This is a genomic window from Pseudomonas sp. GW821-FHT07F01, from assembly GCF_059418825.1.
In genome coordinates, this window is record NZ_JBWKQO010000001.1 from 815,327 (window position 1) to 833,920 (window position 18,594).

Here is an 18,594-nt window from a genome sequence, read left to right on the forward strand (position 1 = left end):
AGGAGATGACTGAATGGATGCTCGTGCGCCCATGGATTTTGAACCCATTGCAATCATCGGGAGTGGATGCCGCTTTGCCAAAGGTGCATCGACCCCCGAGGCATTCTGGGAGCTCCTTCGTGCTGGGACCGATTTTGTCGGACCGGTTCCCGCAGAGCGCTGGGACACAGCGGCGATCTACGATGAGAGCGCTGCTGAAACCGGTACGACCTACAGCAAGGTGGGGGCGTTCCTCGAGCACATCGACCGCTTCGATGCACATTACTTTGGCATCTCGGCCTCTGAAGCCAAGGAAATGGACCCGCAGCAGCGCCTGCTGCTGGAGGTCGCCTGTGAAAGCGTGGCCCGTGCCGGCCTGACCCGCGAGCAGCTCAAAGGCAGCAGGACCGCGGTCTATGTCGGCATGCTGGGCATGGATTACCTGGCACTGCACTCCCGCGAGGCCGGCATCGAACAGATCAACCCCTACTATGCCGCCGGCAAGGAATTCAGCTTCGCCGCCGGGCGTATTGCCTACCACCTGGGTGTTCATGGGCCGGCAATGACCGTGACCACTGCATGCTCTTCTTCCCTGGTGGCCATGCACCTGGCCTGTCGCGCCTTGCAGGCAGGGGAGGCGGACATGGCCCTGGCCGGAGGGGTGAACCTGATGCTGGCGCCGGACCTGACGATCTACATGAGCCAGATCAGGGCGATCTCGCCCAGTGGCCGCTGCCGGGTATTCGATGCGGCGGCCGACGGGATCGTCCGGGGCGAAGGCTGCGGGGTCACGGTGCTCAAGCGCCTGGCAGATGCCCTGCGCGATGGCGATCCGATCCAGGCGGTGATCAGGGGCTCGGCGATCAACCAGGATGGCGCCAGTGCCGGCCAGACCGTGCCCAACGCCAATGCCCAGGCTGCGGTGATCAGCCAGGCCCTGAAAGTGGCCGGCTTGAGCGTGGACGACATCGACTATGTCGAGGCCCACGGCACCGGTACGCCCCTGGGCGATCCGATCGAACTCTCTTCGCTGGACAGTGCCTTCCAGGGGCGTGAGCGGCCGCTGTGGGTGGGCTCGGTCAAGGCCAACATGGGCCATCTGGATGCGGCCGCCGGAATGGCCAGCGTGATCAAGACCATGATGGTTCTCAAGCACGCCGAGGTGCCTGCGCAACTGCATCTCGCACAGTTGAACCCACTGGTGGACTGGAAGCGTTCCCGGCTGGCGGTGCCCACGGCGATCGAGTCGTTGCCCGACCGGCCGCGCCTGGCTGGAATCAGTGGTTTCGGGCTCAGTGGCACCAACGTCCACATGATTCTCGAAGATGCCAGCGCCTATCGGCAGGCACAGCCGCAGCAGGAACGATCGGCACAGGGCCGGCCCTGGGTCCTGCCGGTATCGGCCAGGTCCGCGCAGGCCGTGGTGGAGCAGGCCAGGGCCTATGCCGTTCATCTGCCGCAGCAGGACGATGGGCAATTGCAAGCCTTTGTCGCCAGCGCCATTCATCGTCGTGATCACTTTCCCTACCGGTCGGCCGTGGTGGGTGCGAACGCCGCGCAATTGAAGAGCCAGCTGGAGCAGTTGCCGGCCCCGACCTTGGCCTGCACGACGGACGAAGAGGATCGGCGCGGGCCCGTGCTGGTGTTTACCGGGCAGGGCGCCCAGTGGGTGGGAATGGGTCGCGACCTGCTTGAACGGGAGCCGGCCTTCCTGGCGATGATCCGGCGTTGCGACCAGGCGCTGGCCCAGTGGGCAAGCTGGTCGGTGGAGGCCGAGCTGCGCAGCGACGCCAGTGGGTCCCGCCTGCACCTGACCGAATTTGCCCAGCCCTGCATCTTTGCCATCCAGGTGGCGATCAGTGAATGCCTGCGCCAGTGGGGTGTGATCCCGGCGGCGGTGGTCGGCCACTCCATGGGGGAAGTGGCCGCGGCCTATTGCGCCGGAGCACTGGACCTGGAGTCGGCGGTGCGGGTCATCCACCATCGGGCCCAGGCCATGAAGGACACCCTGGGGCAGGGGCGGATGCTGGTGGTGGGCTTGCCCGCGCCGACGCTCCAGTCGCGTCTGGCGAACAACCCGCAACTGGAACTGTCGGTGGTCAACAGTCGAAACAGCTGTGTGGTGTCCGGCAGCCCGCAGGCTGTACAGGCTCTGGATCAGCAACTGCGTGACGAAGGCATCTTCACTTACCTGATGCCGGCGGAATATGCCTTCCACTCCCGCCAGATGGATGAGTGCCTGACGCAGATCCGCGCGGGGCTGGAGGATTTGCCGGTGTTTGCCGCGCACACGCCCTGGATTTCCACCAGTGCGATGCCCGAGGAGCCGATCCTGGCAGATGCCGACTACTGGGCGAGGAATGCCCGTGGCATCGTGCGCTTCGATCGCGCCATCGAACAGTTGATCGAGCAGGGACACCGGCTGTTCGTCGAGATCGGCCCGCACACCGTGTTGGCGGCGTCGATCAACCAGGCCCTGGCCGACAAGGGAACCCAGGGACTGGTGTGCGGCGCCTTGCACAAGCAGGGCGACGCCGCCCTGGAGCTGGCCAGTATTGTTGCCCGCCTGTACGAGTGGGGCGCAGGTCCCGACTGGCAAGCCTTCCAACCCAGGGAGGCGGCGCTGGAGCTGCCGGCCTATCCCTGGCAGCAGGAGCGTTTCTGGTTTGCCCCGGCGCCGCGGCCGCAGCCGGCAGGGCTCGTGTCCCAGCTGCGGGCGCAGGTACTGGTGTATGACGCCCAGGGCAATCTCTGCGCCCAGGCCAACGATGTGGCGCTGAGCGTGCCGCAGCTGGCACAAGTCGCTGTGCCGGCACCGGCCAAGGTGTCCGCAGCGGCGCAGCCGGTGGGGGATGTGCGGGCGCAGATTGGTGCACTGCTGACGCAGATCATCGGCGTGGCCTGTGCCGACCCGGACCCGGATCGAGGCTTCTTCGAACTGGGCCTGAGCTCGATTTCCCTGGTTGAATTCAAGCGCATGCTGGAGCGCCAGTTCGCCCTCAAGCTGTCGGCGACCGTGGGCTTCGACTATCCCACCATCAACCGGCTGGGCCAGTACCTGGAAGGGCTGCTGTCCCGGGAGCCGGCCAGCACCCCGATAACGGTCGATGCCGGGGCGACCGACGCCGCGGGGAGCGTCGCCGTGGTGGCCATGGCGTGCCGGTTTCCCCAGGCCGACAGCCCCGAGGCACTCTGGAAGCTGATGCTGGAACAGACGGACACCGTGGGGCCGGTACCGCCGTCCCGGCTCGCCGGCGCCAAGCCGGAGGAAACCTTCCCGCGGTTTGCCAGCCTTATCCAGCGCCCCGAAGGGTTCGACGAAGCGTTCTTCCGCATTTCCCCCAAGGAAGCCCGGAGCATGGACCCCCAGCAACGGCTGTTGCTGATGGTGGCCTGGGAGGCTCTGGAACGGGCCGGTATCCCTCAGGAGAAGCTGCTGGAACAGAGGGTCGGGGTGTTTGTCGGGGCCAACTCCCACGACTACGAAACCCGGGTCCTGGGTAGCGTGCAAGGCGTGGATGCCCACTACGGCACTGGCAGTTCGTTTTCGGCGATCTGCGGGCGCCTCTCGCATTTTCTCGGCGTGCGTGGGCCGAGCCTGACGGTGGACACCGCATGCTCGTCATCGCTCACGGCCATCCATCTGGCGTGCAACAGCTTGCGTGCCGCGGAGTGCGACATCGCGATTGTGGGTGGGGTGAATGTCATCGCCTCGGCGTCGATCTTTCAATCCATGGGGCAGGCCGGCGCATTGGCCCCGGACGGCATCAGCAAGGCCTTCGACGACAGTGCCGACGGTTACGGTCGAGGGGAGGGCTGCGGCGTGGTCATTCTCAAGCGCCAGGCCCAGGCCGAGCGGGAGCGTGACCCGATTGTCGCGACGATTCTCGGTTCGGCGGTCAATCACGACGGTGCCTGTGCCGGGCTGACAGTGCCCAATGGTCCGGCGCAAGAGGCGCTGATCAGCGAAGCACTGGCCAACGCCGGCGTGCATCCGGGGCAAGTCAGCTACGTCGAGGCCCATGGCACCGGCACGGTGCTGGGTGACCCCATCGAGCTCAACGCCCTGCACAACGCCTATCGCCAGGCCAGCCCCGACAGTACGCCGCTGACGGTGGCCTCGGTCAAGGCCAATATCGGGCACCTCGAGGCGGCAGCGGGCATCGCTTCGCTGATCAAGGCCTGCCTGGTGGTGGAGCACGGCCGGATTGCCCCGCAAGCCCATCTGCAGCGGGCCAACACCCGTGTCGACTGGGCGGCCATGAACCTCAAGCTGGCGCATCAGGCCATGGACTGGCCGGGCCGGCCGGAGTCGCGGGTGGCCGGGGTCAGTGCCTTTGGTTTCACCGGGACCAACGTGCATGTGCTGCTCAAGGGCTATACGGCGCCCGCGACAGCGCCTTTGCCACCTGCCACAGCACCAGTGGCCTTGTGCCTGTCCGCGGCCACCCCGGCGGCATTGGCGGAGCTGGCCCAGCGCTATGTGTCCTTCCTGGGCGCTACCGAGCACTGCCCACAGACCATCTGCTACAACGCGCTGATGCGGCGCACGGCGTTCAAGGAACGCCTGGTCGTCCACGGCCAGGATTGCCGCGAGCTGGCTCAGGCACTACAGGCCTGGCTGGCCGGCAGCCCCATCGCCAATGACCGCAAACCCGCGGCCGGCGAACCCTGGGCGACCCTGGCCGAGGCCTTTGGCCGCGGCGCCCAGCCGCCGGGCCCCGAGCGCTTGCCGGACGGCTGTCAGGCCATCGGGTTGCCCACCTATCCCTGGCAGCTCAACGACTACTGGATCGATGCTGGCCAGCCGGCTACGGCGGTGCAGCCCGCCCGGGCAGCCTCGGGCCATCCTTGCCTGCAGGGGCTGGTACGGCCGGCCGGGCAGCTCTGGTACTGGTCGGGGGCTCTCGCTCCCCAGGCCGGGCATTACGACCCGCTGGGCGAACAGGGGTACAGGGTCAAGACTCACCTGTTGCTGGATGCCGTGCTCCAGGCGGTGCGGGAAACACCACGGGGCGTGCAGCAGATCCGCGACTTGCAGATTGCCCAGCTGCGTCTGCGCGGCGAACAGCACCTCACTTCGCACCTGAGCATCCACCTCACCCAGGCGCCTGACGCCTGCTTCGAACTGGCCTTGCAAGGGGCCGGCGACGAGCGCCGCCAGGTCTGCATGAGCGGAACCCTGGTTGACTGTGCAGCGCAGTTGCAGGAGGAAACCCTGTGCGGGGTGTCGATGCTCGATGAGCCTTCACCGCCGGCGCCGGACGTTGGCCTGTGCCCATGGTCCGGGTGTGCGGCCACGGGCGGGCAGCGGGCCTTGTACCGCTTTGCCCACTCCCTGACGGCGGCCGAGCGCCAGACCCAGTTGCTGGCCAGTGTGGTCGAGCTGTTTGAAGGCGCCCACGCCGCCGCGCTGGTCGGGTTCTCCGGGCTCCAGGTATGGGCAGACCTGCCGGCGCAGGTATGGATTGTGCTGGCCGGCCATGACGCCGACAAACCCGACAGCCTGCAGGTAGTGGATGCCCGGGGTTGCCAGCTGGCGCTGTTCGAAGGTCCGCAGTTTGGCCATCCTGGTTCGTGGTACTTGCCCGACCTCCAGACCGCACCCCTCGACCTGCCGATGATCGCTCGCCAATTGCAGGACTATCCGATGCCGGGCGAGGGCGCTCAGCAACGCGAGGGCTACTGGATGGTGCTGGCCTGGAGCACTGCCGAGGTCCAGCCACTGGCTGCGGCGTTTGCGGCTGAACAGCGTCCGGTCGAAGTCATCGAGCTGCACGCCGGGCAACAACCTCTGGCCCGCAAGCTGTCCTCGGCGTTGCGCGGGGCAGTGGCCGATCCGTCCTGCCTGGGGGTGATCGTTGCCGGCGGTGAGGCTCAGGAGGCCGACGGCCTCGGTATATCCCTGGTGGCCTCTGCGGCGCTGGTACAGGCCTTCGCCGGTGCGATTGCCAGCGTCGGAACACCGGCAAAGCCGGTCTGGTTCGCCCTTCATGCCAGTGATGCTGCGTCGCCGGCCATGGCCGCTGTCCAGGCCACCTGGCAGGGCGCCGCGCATATCTTCGCCCTGGAGCATCCTGCCTGGTGGGGCGGTCTGGTGACTTTGCAGGGCAGCGACAGAAGAAGCTACGCCAGCCTCTGCCGGCTGTTGCACGGCCAACCTGGCCATGATCACTTTGCGATCAGCGGCGCCCGGGTCGAGGTGCAATACCTGGTGGAGGATCAAGCCGACCCGCTACAGCGTCTGGAGCCGCCGGCGCTGAACGGAACCGTTGTGCTGCATGCCGTCCCGGGATCTGACATGGAGACTGTGCTGACGGCGCTCGGGCAGCGGGGTGTGCAGCGTGTGCTGCTGCTCTGCGAGGCCCCCGGGCAACTGCACATGCCTGAGCGGATGCCCGAAGCGATGGCGATCAGCAGCCTCTCGGACCTGAGCCGGGAAAACCTGGCTGACACCTTCGCGACGCTGCGAGCGCAAGACCGCATCGCCGGCTTTATCCACCTCGATCTTGACTGGCGCACGGTTGCGCTCAAGGAGCCAGAGTTTGTCGTGCGAATGCAGGAAGGCGTTCGGCCGCTTGAGGTCTTGCAGCAGGTTCACCAGCTGATCGATGACCCCGAAGCGTTCTTCCTGATCCTGGGCAGCGTGTCTTCCCTGCTTGGCGGGGCCGGCTTCGCCCGCTCGGCGATTGCCGATGCATATGCCTTGTGGGTGCATGCACAGCGCCGGCGCCAGGGGTTGAACTGCCAGCTGCTGCACCTGACGCAGAGCGAACAGGAGCTTGAGCAGGACGCCGCAGCCCGCACGGCCATGCAAGGCAGCGGCCTGCAGCCTTTGCAGCGCTCGCAGATAGTGCAGGCCATAGCCCGCGTGCTGGGTGGCCAGGGCCAGTGCGGGCTGCTCAATGTCGACTGGCAACAACTCAAAGGGCTGTACCTGAGCGTGCTGCCCTGGCCCTTGCTCGAACACCTGGGTGCAGCGGATAGCGCAGCGGATCAGCGTCTGGCCGAGCTGATTGGCCTGCCACCGCTGCAGCAGCGCCGGGCCATGCAGGCGCTGATCTGCGAGGTAGTGGGGCAGGTGTTCGGCGTTGCCGATGGCCTGGAGCTCGATGTCAGGAAGGGCTTCTTCGACATGGGCATGTCCTCGGTCATGTCGCTGGACCTGCGCTCACGGCTGGGCCGGGCGTTGAGCATCGACCTGCCTTCGACCTTCGGCTTCGAATACACCTCCATCGAACAGGTCACGGACTACCTCATGGGCCAGCTCCTGGCGCCTGAAACCCGGGAGCCGGTGGCGGTGCCCGAACCTGTGTCGCCAGCGTCGCGGCATCAGGACCTGCATGAACTGTCACGGGCCGAGCTGATTGGTGCTCTCGAAGACGAGCTGCGCGATATCGCCAATTACTAGCCCTGGGGCTGGATGACAACTGCCAGAGAATCACTGATCGAGGCCTTTATGGATAACGATGTCCGCGATGTAAGCAAGGAACAGCTGCAAGAGAGTCTTGCTCAGGCAATCACCACCATCCGTGCGCTCAAGGAAAAGGTGGCCGGCAAGAGCTCGGCGCCTGTCGAACCGATCGCCGTAGTGGGCCTGGGGTGCCGGCTGCCGGGCAGTGCCGACACACCGAAGCGGCTGTGGAGCCTGCTGAAACATGCCACCGATGCGGTGGGCGACATGCCCAGCGACCGTCTGTACGGCACCGACTATTACCATCCTGATCCCCAGGCACCCGGCAAGGCCTACGTCATGCGCGGTGGCTTCATCGAGGGGGTGGATCAGTTCGACCCGGGCTTCTTCGGCATTTCGCCCAAGGAAGCCGAAGGCATGGACCCCCAGCAGCGCCTGGCCCTGGAGGTTGCCTGGGAGGCCCTGGAGAACGCCGCGATCGCCCCCGACAGCCTGCATGGCAAGAAGCTCGGCGTGTTCATGGGGGTCAGTACCAATGATTACGTGCGCCTGCGCCAGCAGTTGGGCGCGGTCGAGGACGTCAACGCCTACCAGTTCTATGGCGAAACCAGCTTCGTGGCCGGGCGCATTGCCTACACCCTGGGCTCCAGGGGCCCGGCGGTGGTGCTCGACACCTCCTGCTCCTCATCCCTGGTGGCCCTGCACCAGGCCTGCAACAGCCTGCGCAGCCGCGAGAGCGAGCTGGCGCTGGCCGGTGGGGTCAACCTGATCCTGTCGCCCTACGGTTTCATCCTGGTCAGCAAGCTGCGGGCCGTGGCCCCCGATGGCCGCTGCAAGACCTTCGACGCGGCGGCCGATGGCTACGGGCGCGCCGAAGGCTGCGTGATCCTTGCGCTCAAGCGGCTGAGCGATGCGGTACGCGACCAGGACCCGGTGCTGGCCGTGATCGAGGGTAGTGCGGTCAACAACGACGGCGCCAGCAGCGGCATCACCGTGCCCAACATCCACGCCCAGGAAGAGGTGATCAGGCTGGCGCTCGGCCAGGCCGGGCTCCAGGGCAGCGAGGTCGACTATGTCGAGGCCCATGGCACCGGCACCGCGCTGGGCGACCCGATCGAACTACACGCCCTGCATGCGGTACTGGGCAAGCAGCGGCCCGTCGATGCACCGCTGCTGGTGGGCTCGATCAAGGCCAACATGGGGCATCTCGAACCGGTCGCGGGGGTGACCGGGCTGGCCAAGGTCCTGCTGTGCCTGCAACAAGAGGCCCTGGTGCCCCAGGTGCACTTCAACACGCCCAACCCGCGGATCGAATGGGATCGCCTGGCCCTGAAGGTGGTCACCGAATCCACGCCCTGGCCACGCCAGGGCAAGGCGCGGCACGCCGGTGTCAGTTCGTTTGGTGTCACCGGCACCAACGCCCATGTGCTAGTGGGCGACGCGCCGCTGCGCGAACGTGCCCAGGGGCGCGACAACCCCTGGCAGCTGATCACTCTGTCGGCCAAGGGCGAGACGCCCCGGCGCCAGATTGCCGGACGCTATGAACGTTTTATCGCCGACAACAGCCAGCTCGAACTCAAGGACCTGTGCTACACGGCGAACGTCGGGCGGGCACACTTTGGCCATCGTTTCGCGGCCGTGGCCGATAGCCGTGAGGGGCTGCGCGAGCAACTGGCAGCCTATGCGTCACGCAAGGTGGTGGGGCATGTATTCGAAGGGCGCTGCCAGGGAGCGGCGGCGCCGCTGGTGATGCTCTTTCCGGGGCAGGGCTGCCAGTACCGGGCAATGGCCCAGGCACTGTATGACAGCGAACCATTCTTCAAGGCGCAGATCGATGAATGCCGCGCCCTGTTGCAGCCGCTGATGGACGTGGACCTGCTGACCCTGGTGCTGGACGCGGGTGCGGCCAGTGACAGCTACCTGCAACAGACCCGCTATGCCCAGCCGGCGATATTCGCGGTCGAATATGCCCTGGCGCGGTTGTGGATGCATTGGGGGGTCGCTGCCGATGCGCTGTTCGGACACAGTTTCGGCGAGATCAGTGCAATCTGTGTGGCCGGGGCGGTATCCCTGGCTGACGCGCTGCGTATGGTGGAGGCGCGTGGGCGCCTGGCCCAGCAACTGATGACGGCCGGCGGCGCGATGTACGCACTGGGCATGAGCGAGGCGCAACTGCTGGAGCTGCTCAAGGACCGGCCCGGCAGCGCGATCGAACTGGCGGCGGTCAACAGCCCGCAGGACGTGGTGGTGGCCGGGCCGCAAGCCGAGGTCCAGGCGCTGGCCGAAGCGGCGCTCGCCAGCGGTTGCAAGGTCAAGAAGCTTGCGGTTTCCCATGCCTTCCATACCGCAGCCACCGAGCCGATGCTTGAAGCGTTCCGCCAGACGGTGGCGCAGATCACCTTCAGCGAGCCGCGCTTGCCGGTCATCAGCAGTGTCACTGGCCGGGTGCATACGCTCTCCAGCCTGAGCTCGCCCGATTACTGGTGTACGCACACCCGCCAGGCCGTGAGGTTCAGCGAAGGGGTCAACACCCTGATCGCAGAGCTGGGGGTGAAAACCTTCCTTGAAGTGGCCTCCGATGCTGTGTTGACGCCGCTGATCGGCCGTCACCCCCTGGCGGACGGCAGCCTGGTCCTGGCCAGCCTGCGCCGGGCCGGCGATCCGTCCAGGGACCTGCGCCTGGCCGCCGCGCAGCTCTACGTGGGCGGCCATAACCTCGACTGGGCCCGGCTGCACGAGCATGACGGGGCCTTGCGCCAGGCCTTGCCCGGGTATGCGTTTCAGCGCCAGCGCTACTGGTTCGACAACGCCAGCGGCTCGCCCCTGCAACAGGTCGCTGCGGGAGCGGTCGGCCGGCTGCTGGGGCATTCGGTCAATGCACCCACTCCGGCATTCGAGTCGACGCTCGATAGCGCGCTCCTGCAGGCCGTGGGCGGCGAGATCCGCGATGACCTGGCGCTGCTGCGTCCTGACCGGTTGCTGGCAGCCCTGAGCGATGAGCTGGCCGGCCACTTGCAGCTGGACACCTATGGGGTGAGCCTCGCCAGCATCACCCCGGCCCTGGCGTTCCATGTCGATGACCAGTTGCATCTGTTCACCGAACTCAAGCCGCTGTCCGGGGCGGCCTGGGAGGTCAACTGTTCGGCCCTGAGCGCAGCGGCCAAGGTTGCCGGTGCCGATTGGCAGCCGGTCCTGTCGCTGACCCTGGAAGGCCTGCCGGCGGCTGTCCGGGGCGGCCTGCCGGACCCGGGCCATGCCGCCACCCAGGACGCAGGCTTTGTCTACCACATGCAGTTGCCGGCAGAACCCGATCCGCACGGCAATCACCTTGGGCAGGTCCTCGAGTACCTGGGGCAGGCGGTGCCGGGCGATGCGCCGGGCTCGATAAGCGGCATCCGCCGCTGGGTCGCCAGCCGGTCCGCTTCGCCCCGGGCAAAAAGCCTGGTGATTGCCACGAGCCAGGCACATCCGCAGCAGTTCGACTGCGCCTTGTACGATGCGCACGGCCAGTGTGTAGGCAGCCTGGAAGGGCTGACCCTGGCTGCCGCCCCGAGTGAGGAGGCGCTGCGTGGCATGCTTTACCAGCCCGACGTGCTCTACAGCCTGGATTGGCTCGAACGCCCTCGCCAGCGCGCCGAAGTGCCGCAGCAGGGCCGCTTGTTCACCCTGGTCAGCCGCTCGCCGGAGACCGCCGCTCCTCTGGTCGAACACCTGCAGCGTGGCGGGCATCGTGCCGGGGTCCTGTGCCCGCAGCAGTTGCTCGATAGCGCGCGGAGGGTGCTGGCCCAGGACCCGAGCCAGGCATTGACCGATGAAGGCGAGGCCTTGGCCGCCGATATCATCGTGCTCGATGGCAAAGACATCGAGGATGCCGGCTCGACCACGCTGCAGAGCCTGTCGAGCCTGCAGGCGACACTGTTCCACCCGTTGCTGGAGATGGTCCAGGCGCTCATCGAACTGGGCCCGCGCGGTGGCCGGTTGTGGCTGGTGACCCAAGGGGCAAACCCTGTTGGCCTGGATCGCGACCAGCCCCTGCAAGTGGCGACCGGGCCGTTGTGGGGGCTGGGCAAGACGCTCGCCCTGGAGCACCCCGAACACTGGCGCGGGCTGATCGACCTGGCCCCCGACGATCCTCACTGGGCAAGGGCGCTGGCCGAAGAAGTCAGCGACCCCGATGGCGAGGACAAGATCTGCCTGCGCCCGGGCAAGCGTTATGTCCAGCGCCTGAACCATTTCAGCGCTACGCAGTTGCCAGCACAGGCCTATGCACCTTGCCCGCAGGGCAGTTACCTGATTACCGGCGGCATGGGTGGAATTGGCCTGGCCATGGCCCAGTGGCTTCTGGATAAAGGCGCGGGCGCTGTGCTGATCACCGGCCGGCGGCCACTGGAGGATGTCGCCACGGGCCTGGAGCGCTTCGGCGCTGCGGCATCGCGGGTGAGTTACGTCCAGGCCGACATCACCTCGCCCCAGGACATGCAGCGGCTGTTCTGCGGTCTGGAGGCGTCGGGCGCGAGCCTGAAGGGCATCTTCCATGCCGCCGGAATTTCAATTCCGCAGGATCTCAAGGACGTCGACCGTGACAGTTTCGACCAGGTGATGCGGCCCAAGGTCGAGGGCACCTGGTTGTTGCACGAACTGTCCCTGGGGCTGGACCTGGACTTCTTTGTCCTGTGTTCGAGCATCGCCAGTGTCTGGGGTTCGCAGCATGTCGCCAGCTACGCAGCCGCCAATCAGTTCCTCGACAGCCTGGCGTGGCAGCGTCGGGCCATGGGCCTGAGTGCCCTGGTGATCGACTGGGGGCTGTGGGCCGGCGGCAGTCACCTGTTCGACGAGCAGGTGCTGAATTTCCTCACCAGCGTTGGCTTGAAACAGATCGCCCCGGTACAGAACGTCGGCCTGCTGTCGCGGATTCTGGCCAGCGAGCTGCCCCAGATGGTGGTGTCAGGGGTGGACTGGAATCGCTTCAAGCCACTGCTCGAATCCCGCGGCCCGCAACCGCTGCTGCAGTACATCCGCAGCCAGGCTCCGACCGCCAGGGCCGGCGAAAGCAGCAACGTGGAGATCCTGCAGCAACTGGCGGGCGCCGACGAAGCCGCTGCCCTGGCATTGCTGGATGACTACGTGTGGGAGCAGTACGCGCAGTTGCTCGGGGTCAAGACCGAACAGGTGCGGGCCAAGCTCGAGGATGGCGGCAGCCTGATGGACTACGGCCTGGACTCGCTGCTGGTGATGGACATGGTCGCCCGCTGCCGGCGCGATCTGAAGCTGGAGATCAAGGCCCGCGAGTTTCTTGAGTGTCCGGGCCTGATGTGGCCGGACTTCCTGGCCCGTTCGATAAAGGAACAGGGCTGCGTGGCCGAGGCCTGACGGGCCGCGGGCAGTGCAACCCAGACCCATGATCTGTGATTGAGGTGGTTATGAACGATGTGCAGTCTGGCAAGGCGCCAGAGCATTACGACATTCTCTTGGCGGGCAACAGCATCAGCGTGATCATGCTCGCCGCCTGCCTGGCCCGGAACAAGGTCCGGGTCGGTTTGTTGCGCAACCGGCAGATGCCCCCCGACCTTACCGGTGAGGCGACGATTCCCTATACCTCGATGATTTTCGAGCTGATTGCCGACCGCTATGGCGTGCCGGAAATAAAGAATATCGCCCGCACCCGGGATATCCAGCAGAAGGTGATGCCGTCTTCCGGGGTCAAGAAGAACCTCGGGTTCATCTATCACCAGCGCAGCCGGGCGGTGGACCTGGGCCAGGCGCTGCAATTCAACGTGCCCTCCGAGCATGGCGAGAATCATCTGTTCAGGCCCGATATCGATGCCTATCTGCTGGCGGCGGCCATCGGTTATGGCGCGCAGCTGGTGGAGATCGACAACAGCCCCGAGGTGCTGGTCGAGGACAGCGGGGTCAAGGTAGCTACGGCGCTGGGACGCTGGGTCACTGCCGATTTCATGGTTGATGGCAGCCAGGGCGGCCAGGTGCTGGCGCGGCAGGCTGGCCTGGTCAGCCAGGCTTCGACGCAGAAGACCCGGACCCTGGAATTCTCCACTCATATGCTCGGGGTGGTGCCGTTCGATGAGTGCGTGCAGGGCGATTTTCCCGGCCAGTGGCATGGCGGCACTCTGCATCACGTGTTCGACGGGGGCTGGGTGGGGGTCATCCCGTTCAACAACCATCAGCACTCGCGCAACCCTTTGGTCAGCGTGCTGGTTTCACTGCGTGAGGACCTCTGCCCGAGCATGGACGGCGACCAGGTCCTGGCCGGCCTGATCGAGCTGTACCCCGGCCTGGGGCGGCACCTGTCCGGCGCCCGGCGGGTGCGCGAGTGGGCGCTGCGCCAGCCGCCCCGGCAGGTCTATCGCACGGCGCTCGAACGCCGCTGCCTGATGTTCGATGAGGGCGCCGCGAGCAATGATCTGTTGTTCTCGCGCAAGCTGTCCAATGCTGCGGAACTGGTTCTGGCGCTGGCGCACCGGCTGATCAAGGCGGCGCACAGCGGTGACTACCGCAGCCCGGCCCTGAATGATTTTGTCCTGACCCAGGACAGCATCATCAGCTTGAGTGACCGGATCGCCTCAGCGGCCTATGTGTCGTTTCGCGACCCCGAGTTGTGGAATGCCTTCGCCCGTGTCTGGCTGCTGCAGTCGATTGCCGCCACCATCACCGCGCGCAAGATCAACGATGCCTTTGCCAAGGACCTGGACCCGCAAGTGTTCGATGAAATCGACCAGCTCGCAGAGGACGGTTTCTGGATGCCTCTGTATCAGGGGTACAAGGATATTCTCAACACTACGCTGGGCCTTTGTGATGACGTCAAAAGCGCCAAGGTCTCTGCTGCGCACGCGGCGAGCAGCATCTTTGCGGAGCTTGCCAACGCCAGTTTTGTTCCGCCTATTTTTGATTTTGCTAATCCTCACGCTCGTGTCTATCAACTGACCACCTTGAGAAAGCTCAAGGCGCTCTGGTGGGGCCTGATGCAAGTGCCCTCAGAGGTCGGGCGGCTGATTTTCTATCGATCCTTCAGAAAACCTTCCCTGCGCAAGGAGAGTTGAAATGGACTTCAACTACGACGATACCCAGAAAAAACATGCGGCCATGATCGCCCAGGTATGTGCCGAGCAACTGGCGGCCTGTGGCAATGAACACTCGCGGTATTTCACCGCCCGGCAATGGGCGATCTGCGGCGAGGCCGGATTGCTGGGGCTGTCGATTCCCCGGGAATACGGTGGCCAGGGCCTGGGTGCACTGTCGACGGCCATTGCCATGCACGCCTTTGGCCTGGGTTGCACAGACATGGGCCTGGTGTTCGCGGCGGCGGCCCACCAGTTTGCCTGTGCGATGCCGATCGTCGAGTTCGCAACAGCGGAAACCAAACGCGATGTGTTGCCCAAACTCGCCAGCGGTGAATTCATCGGCTCCAACGCAATCACCGAACCCGAGGCCGGCTCCGACTCCAGCAATTTGAAGAGCCGTGCCTGGCCCCAGGCCGATGGCAGTTATCGCCTTGACGGCCACAAGAGCTTTGCCGGCAATGCGCCGATTGCCGACATCTTCGTGACCTATGCCACCACCCAGCCCGAGTACGGTGCCCTGGGGGTCAGCGGTTTTATCGTCCACCGCAGCAGTGCGGGGCTCAGGGTCAGTGAGCCCCTGGACAAGGTATGCCTGAGAAGCTGCCCCGCGGGTGAAGTGTTCTTTGACGATTGCAGGGTTCCTGAGGTCAACCGCCTGGGTGAGGAGGGGCAGGGCCGGCAGGTGTTCCAGAGCTCCATGGGCTGGGAGCGTGCCTGCCTGTTCGCAGCGTTCCTGGGGATGATGGAACGGCAACTGGAACAGACCATCGAGCATGCGCGCACCCGGCGCCAGTTTGGCAAGCCGATTGGCGACAACCAGGCGGTTTCGCACCGTATCGCGCAAATGAAGCTGCGCCTGGAGTCGGCGCGGTTGCTGCTGTTCCGGGCGTGCTGGGGCATGGACCAGGGCGATTCGGGGCAGCTCAACATTGCCCTGTCGAAACTGGCCATCAGTGAAGGGGCGCTGGCATCTAGCATCGATGCGGTGAGGATTTTCGGCGGCCGGGGCTGCCTGGAGTCTTTCGGGATCGAGGCGATGCTGCGCGACTCCATCGGCACTACGATCTTTTCCGGCACCAGCGACATGCAGCACGAGATCATTGCCCGGGAGCTGAAGCTATGAAGCTGCTCCATGAACGGATGATGCACAGCCTTGCCCGCTACCCGCGGCAGACGGCGGTGGTGGATGAGCAGGATGCCTTGAGCTACGAGGCGCTGGAGCTCAGGACCCGGGAATTCGTGGCAATGCTCTGTGCCCTGGGGGTCGGCCAGGGGCAGCGGATCCTGCTCTGGGCGCACAAGTCGGTGGACCTGGTGGCGGTCATGCAGGCGGCCCTGCGGCTGGGGGTGGTGTATGTGCCGGTGGACCCTCTGAGCCCGGTGTCGCGCCTGGAAAAGATCGCCGGGGATTCCCAGGCCGTGCTGGTCCTCTGCACCGCGGCACGCCAGGAAGAACTTGCCGGCTCCGCGCTTGCCCAGGTGCGCAGCGTGGTCCTGGACGACCCGGCCAGCGCCGGCTACTGGCGCAACATCGATACCGGCTCCAGCGTAGTGCCTACGCTGCGCATCCAGCCGGACGATCTGGCCTACATCCTCTACACCTCCGGGTCCACCGGCGTGCCCAAAGGGGTTGCGCTCAGCCACGGCAATGCCCTGGCCTTCGTCGACTGGGCGTGCGAGCGCTATTGCTTCCAGCCTGGCGAGCGTTTCGCCAACCATGCCCCCCTGCATTTCGACCTGTCGGTCCTGGACATCTACTGCGCGCTCAATGTGGGCGCGACGGTGTGCCTGGTTCCCGAGTCGATCGCGTTCTCGCCGCGGCTGCTGACCGACTTCATCCGCCAGCACGAAATCAGCATCTGGTACTCGGTGCCCTCGGTACTCATGATGATGATGCAAGACGGCGACTTGCTCAGCGATATCCAGGACACCCTGCGGGTACTGTTGTTCGCCGGCGAGCCTTTTCCGATCAAGCACCTGCGTGACCTGCGCGCGGCCTATGCCGATGTGCGTCTGGCCAATCTCTTCGGCCCCACGGAAACCAATGTGTGCACCGCATTCGAGGTCGGCGCCATCGATCCCGAGCGCGTGCTCCCGGTGCCCATCGGCACGGCCGCCTCCGGCAACCAGGTGTGGGCGCAAAAGCCTGATGGCAGCCGCTGTGCAGTGGGTGAAGAAGGTGAGCTGGTGGTGCAGGGGCCTACGGTCATGCTGGGCTATTTCGCCAAGCCGGCTCAGGAGGGGCCCTACAAGACCGGCGATATGGTCAGGCAGCGGCCTGACGGCAACTACGAATACCTGGGGCGTCGTGACGACATGCTCAAGGTGCGTGGCAACCGGATCGAGCGCGGGGAAGTCGAAGCCGCGCTACTGGTCCATCCCCAGGTCAGCGAGGCCGCCGTGCTGGTGGTCGGGGAGGGGATGAACGCGCAGTTGTGGGGCGTGCTGGTCGCTCACACCCGGGACGCTCTTTCGCTGATCGACCTCAAGCGCCACTGCGCCCAGCGCCTGCCTCGCTACATGATCATCGACAAGGTGCTGTGCCTGGACGCACTGCCACGCAACGCCAATGGCAAGGTCGATCGCTTCGCCCTGGCCAGGCAGGTGGAGGGCTGACCCATGGGAACTCCATCACGCGTGGCCAAGGACGCCTGGTTTCCCTATGCCAGCCGGCCTCGGGGCAAGATGCGCCTGTTCACCTTTCCCTATGCCGGGAGCGGGGCCTCGGTCTTTCATCGCTGGTTCCTGCCCCTGTACGACCAGGTCGACCTGTATGCCTTGCAGTTGCCGGGCCGCGAGGGTCGCAGCCAGGAGGCCTGCTACAGCGACATGCAGGCGGCGGCCAATGACGTGGCCGACTGCCTGGAGCAGTTTGGCGATGACATCCCCTGCTGTTTCTTCGGCCACAGCATGGGCGCCTTGCTGGCCTTTGCGGTCGCCGGTGTGCTGCAGGAGCGGCGGTTGCCGATGCCGCAGCAACTGATGCTCTCGGGCATGGTTGCGCCCCATGTGCGGCAACGGGTAGCACCGCTGCACCAGCTGCCGGCAGAGCAGGCCATCGCCGCGCTGCAGGCCATGGGGGGCGTGCCGGCGGTGGTGCTGGCCGAGGAGGACCTGATGCAGATGTACCTGCCCATCATTCAGGCCGACATACAGATGGTCTACTCCTACGCCGGTGCCCAGCCGCAGCCGCTGGACACCCGCATGATCTGCCTGAGCGGCGCCCAGGACCTGATTGCGCCGCCTGCGCAGATGCAGCAGTGGCGGCGCTACACCCTGGGCGGCTTCGAGCAGTTCGTGTTTGCCGGTGGCCATTTCTTTCTCGACGCCCAGGTCATGTCGCGGGTCAAAACAGTGCTGGGCAGCGCCCTGCACAATCAGCCTGGCAGTCTGGCGGTGTGAGCCGACTATTGGGCAATGGCCGCGAGGCCGGACCTGGCGAACAGCTTGAAGTGGGCTTTCAGGGCGTTGGCGTCGTGTTGCAGGACGGCTTGCAGCGGGCTGGGCTGCTGGCGATCTATCACCGCCAGCATCAGGCAGGGCGCGATGATGCTGATGGTGCAACGCGCCAGCGCCGGGTCACCGATCGGAAAGCCGGTGATCTCGCTGATGAGCGCTTCCAGCAGACGGAATTTGGGCATCACTTCTTCTTGCACAAGGCTGGTGAAATGGACAGTGGGCGCCAGTATTTCCCGTGCACAGACTTTGCTTTGCCAGCTCTGCTCATCGAGCACCCGGGTGACGATGGCATCGATGAAGCTATCGAGCTTGATCAGCGCCGGCTCTTCGCTTTGCGCCAACTGCGACAGGGCTTCGAAGCTCACCAGCTGCTTGTGTCCCTCGATCAGCACCGCCTTGTACAGGGCTTCCCGGCTACCGAAGTGGTAGTTGATGGCGGCGAGGTCGGCGCCGGCTTCTTCACAGATGAGCTTGCTCGCGGTGTTGGCATAGCCATGCTGGGCAAACAGGCGGGCAGCCACTTCGAGAATGCGGATTTTAGTGTGTTCGCCGTCGCTTCTGCTGGTTCTGCGTCGCGTGTTCATGATGTTCCTCGTGGTCTGAGCGGGGGGTTGCTTCATGGCCAGTATCTGTTATTTTCTAATTTAAATTCAAATTGAATTTTAA

7 protein-coding genes are annotated in these 18,594 nt (G+C 65.5%); 6 read left to right on the top strand and 1 reads right to left on the bottom strand.

What is annotated here, in order from left to right; genetic code table 11:
• The first annotated feature begins 13 nt into the window (after positions 1 to 13).
• From AC07R1_RS03770 to AC07R1_RS03795, 6 genes are read left to right on the top strand one after another with little or no spacing between them, the layout of a single operon-like run.
• Positions 14 to 7,390 (top strand): type I polyketide synthase, encoded by a 7,377-nt coding sequence (locus tag AC07R1_RS03770; RefSeq protein ID WP_495110147.1) that lies wholly within the window; start codon positions 14 to 16, stop codon positions 7,388 to 7,390.
• A gap of 48 nt (positions 7,391 to 7,438) precedes the next feature.
• A complete protein-coding gene (locus AC07R1_RS03775; RefSeq protein WP_495110148.1) occupies positions 7,439 to 12,763 on the top strand; it encodes a type I polyketide synthase in 5,325 nt (1,774 codons plus the stop codon).
• A 50-nt stretch (positions 12,764 to 12,813) separates the two neighbouring features.
• Entirely contained in the window at positions 12,814 to 14,448 is a 1,635-nt protein-coding gene (locus tag AC07R1_RS03780; protein WP_053158244.1) for an NAD(P)/FAD-dependent oxidoreductase, read from the top strand.
• A gap of 1 nt (position 14,449) precedes the next feature.
• Positions 14,450 to 15,592 (top strand): L-prolyl-[peptidyl-carrier protein] dehydrogenase, encoded by a 1,143-nt coding sequence (pltE, locus tag AC07R1_RS03785; protein ID WP_077934033.1) that lies wholly within the window; start codon positions 14,450 to 14,452, stop codon positions 15,590 to 15,592.
• Complete coding sequence (pltF, locus tag AC07R1_RS03790) at positions 15,589 to 17,085, top strand: L-proline--[L-prolyl-carrier protein] ligase (protein WP_495110149.1); 1,497 nt, start codon at positions 15,589 to 15,591, stop codon at positions 17,083 to 17,085. Before pltE ends, pltF begins: the two co-directional genes overlap by 4 nt.
• A gap of 3 nt (positions 17,086 to 17,088) precedes the next feature.
• A complete protein-coding gene (locus tag AC07R1_RS03795; protein WP_011061085.1) occupies positions 17,089 to 17,871 on the top strand; it encodes a thioesterase II family protein in 783 nt (260 codons plus the stop codon).
• Between the two features lie 5 nt (positions 17,872 to 17,876).
• On the opposite strand, the gene AC07R1_RS03800 is transcribed toward AC07R1_RS03795, so the two are convergent.
• Entirely contained in the window at positions 17,877 to 18,512 is a 636-nt protein-coding gene (locus tag AC07R1_RS03800; protein ID WP_026020031.1) for a TetR/AcrR family transcriptional regulator, read from the bottom strand.
• Positions 18,513 to 18,594: the final 82 nt, after the last annotated feature.

Excerpts from the sequence above, each read along its gene's own strand:
- pltF (WP_495110149.1), top strand. The coding sequence starts at position 15,589 with ATGAAGCTGCTCCATGAACGGATGATGCACAGCCTTGCCCGCTACCCG.
- AC07R1_RS03775 (WP_495110148.1), top strand. The coding sequence starts at position 7,439 with ATGGATAACGATGTCCGCGATGTAAGCAAGGAACAGCTGCAAGAGAGT.
- AC07R1_RS03800 (WP_026020031.1), bottom strand. The coding sequence starts at position 18,512 with ATGAACACGCGACGCAGAACCAGCAGAAGCGACGGCGAACACACTAAA.
- AC07R1_RS03780 (WP_053158244.1), top strand. The coding sequence starts at position 12,814 with ATGAACGATGTGCAGTCTGGCAAGGCGCCAGAGCATTACGACATTCTC.
- pltE (WP_077934033.1), top strand. The coding sequence starts at position 14,450 with ATGGACTTCAACTACGACGATACCCAGAAAAAACATGCGGCCATGATC.
- AC07R1_RS03770 (WP_495110147.1), top strand. The coding sequence starts at position 14 with ATGGATGCTCGTGCGCCCATGGATTTTGAACCCATTGCAATCATCGGG.
- AC07R1_RS03795 (WP_011061085.1), top strand. The coding sequence starts at position 17,089 with ATGGGAACTCCATCACGCGTGGCCAAGGACGCCTGGTTTCCCTATGCC.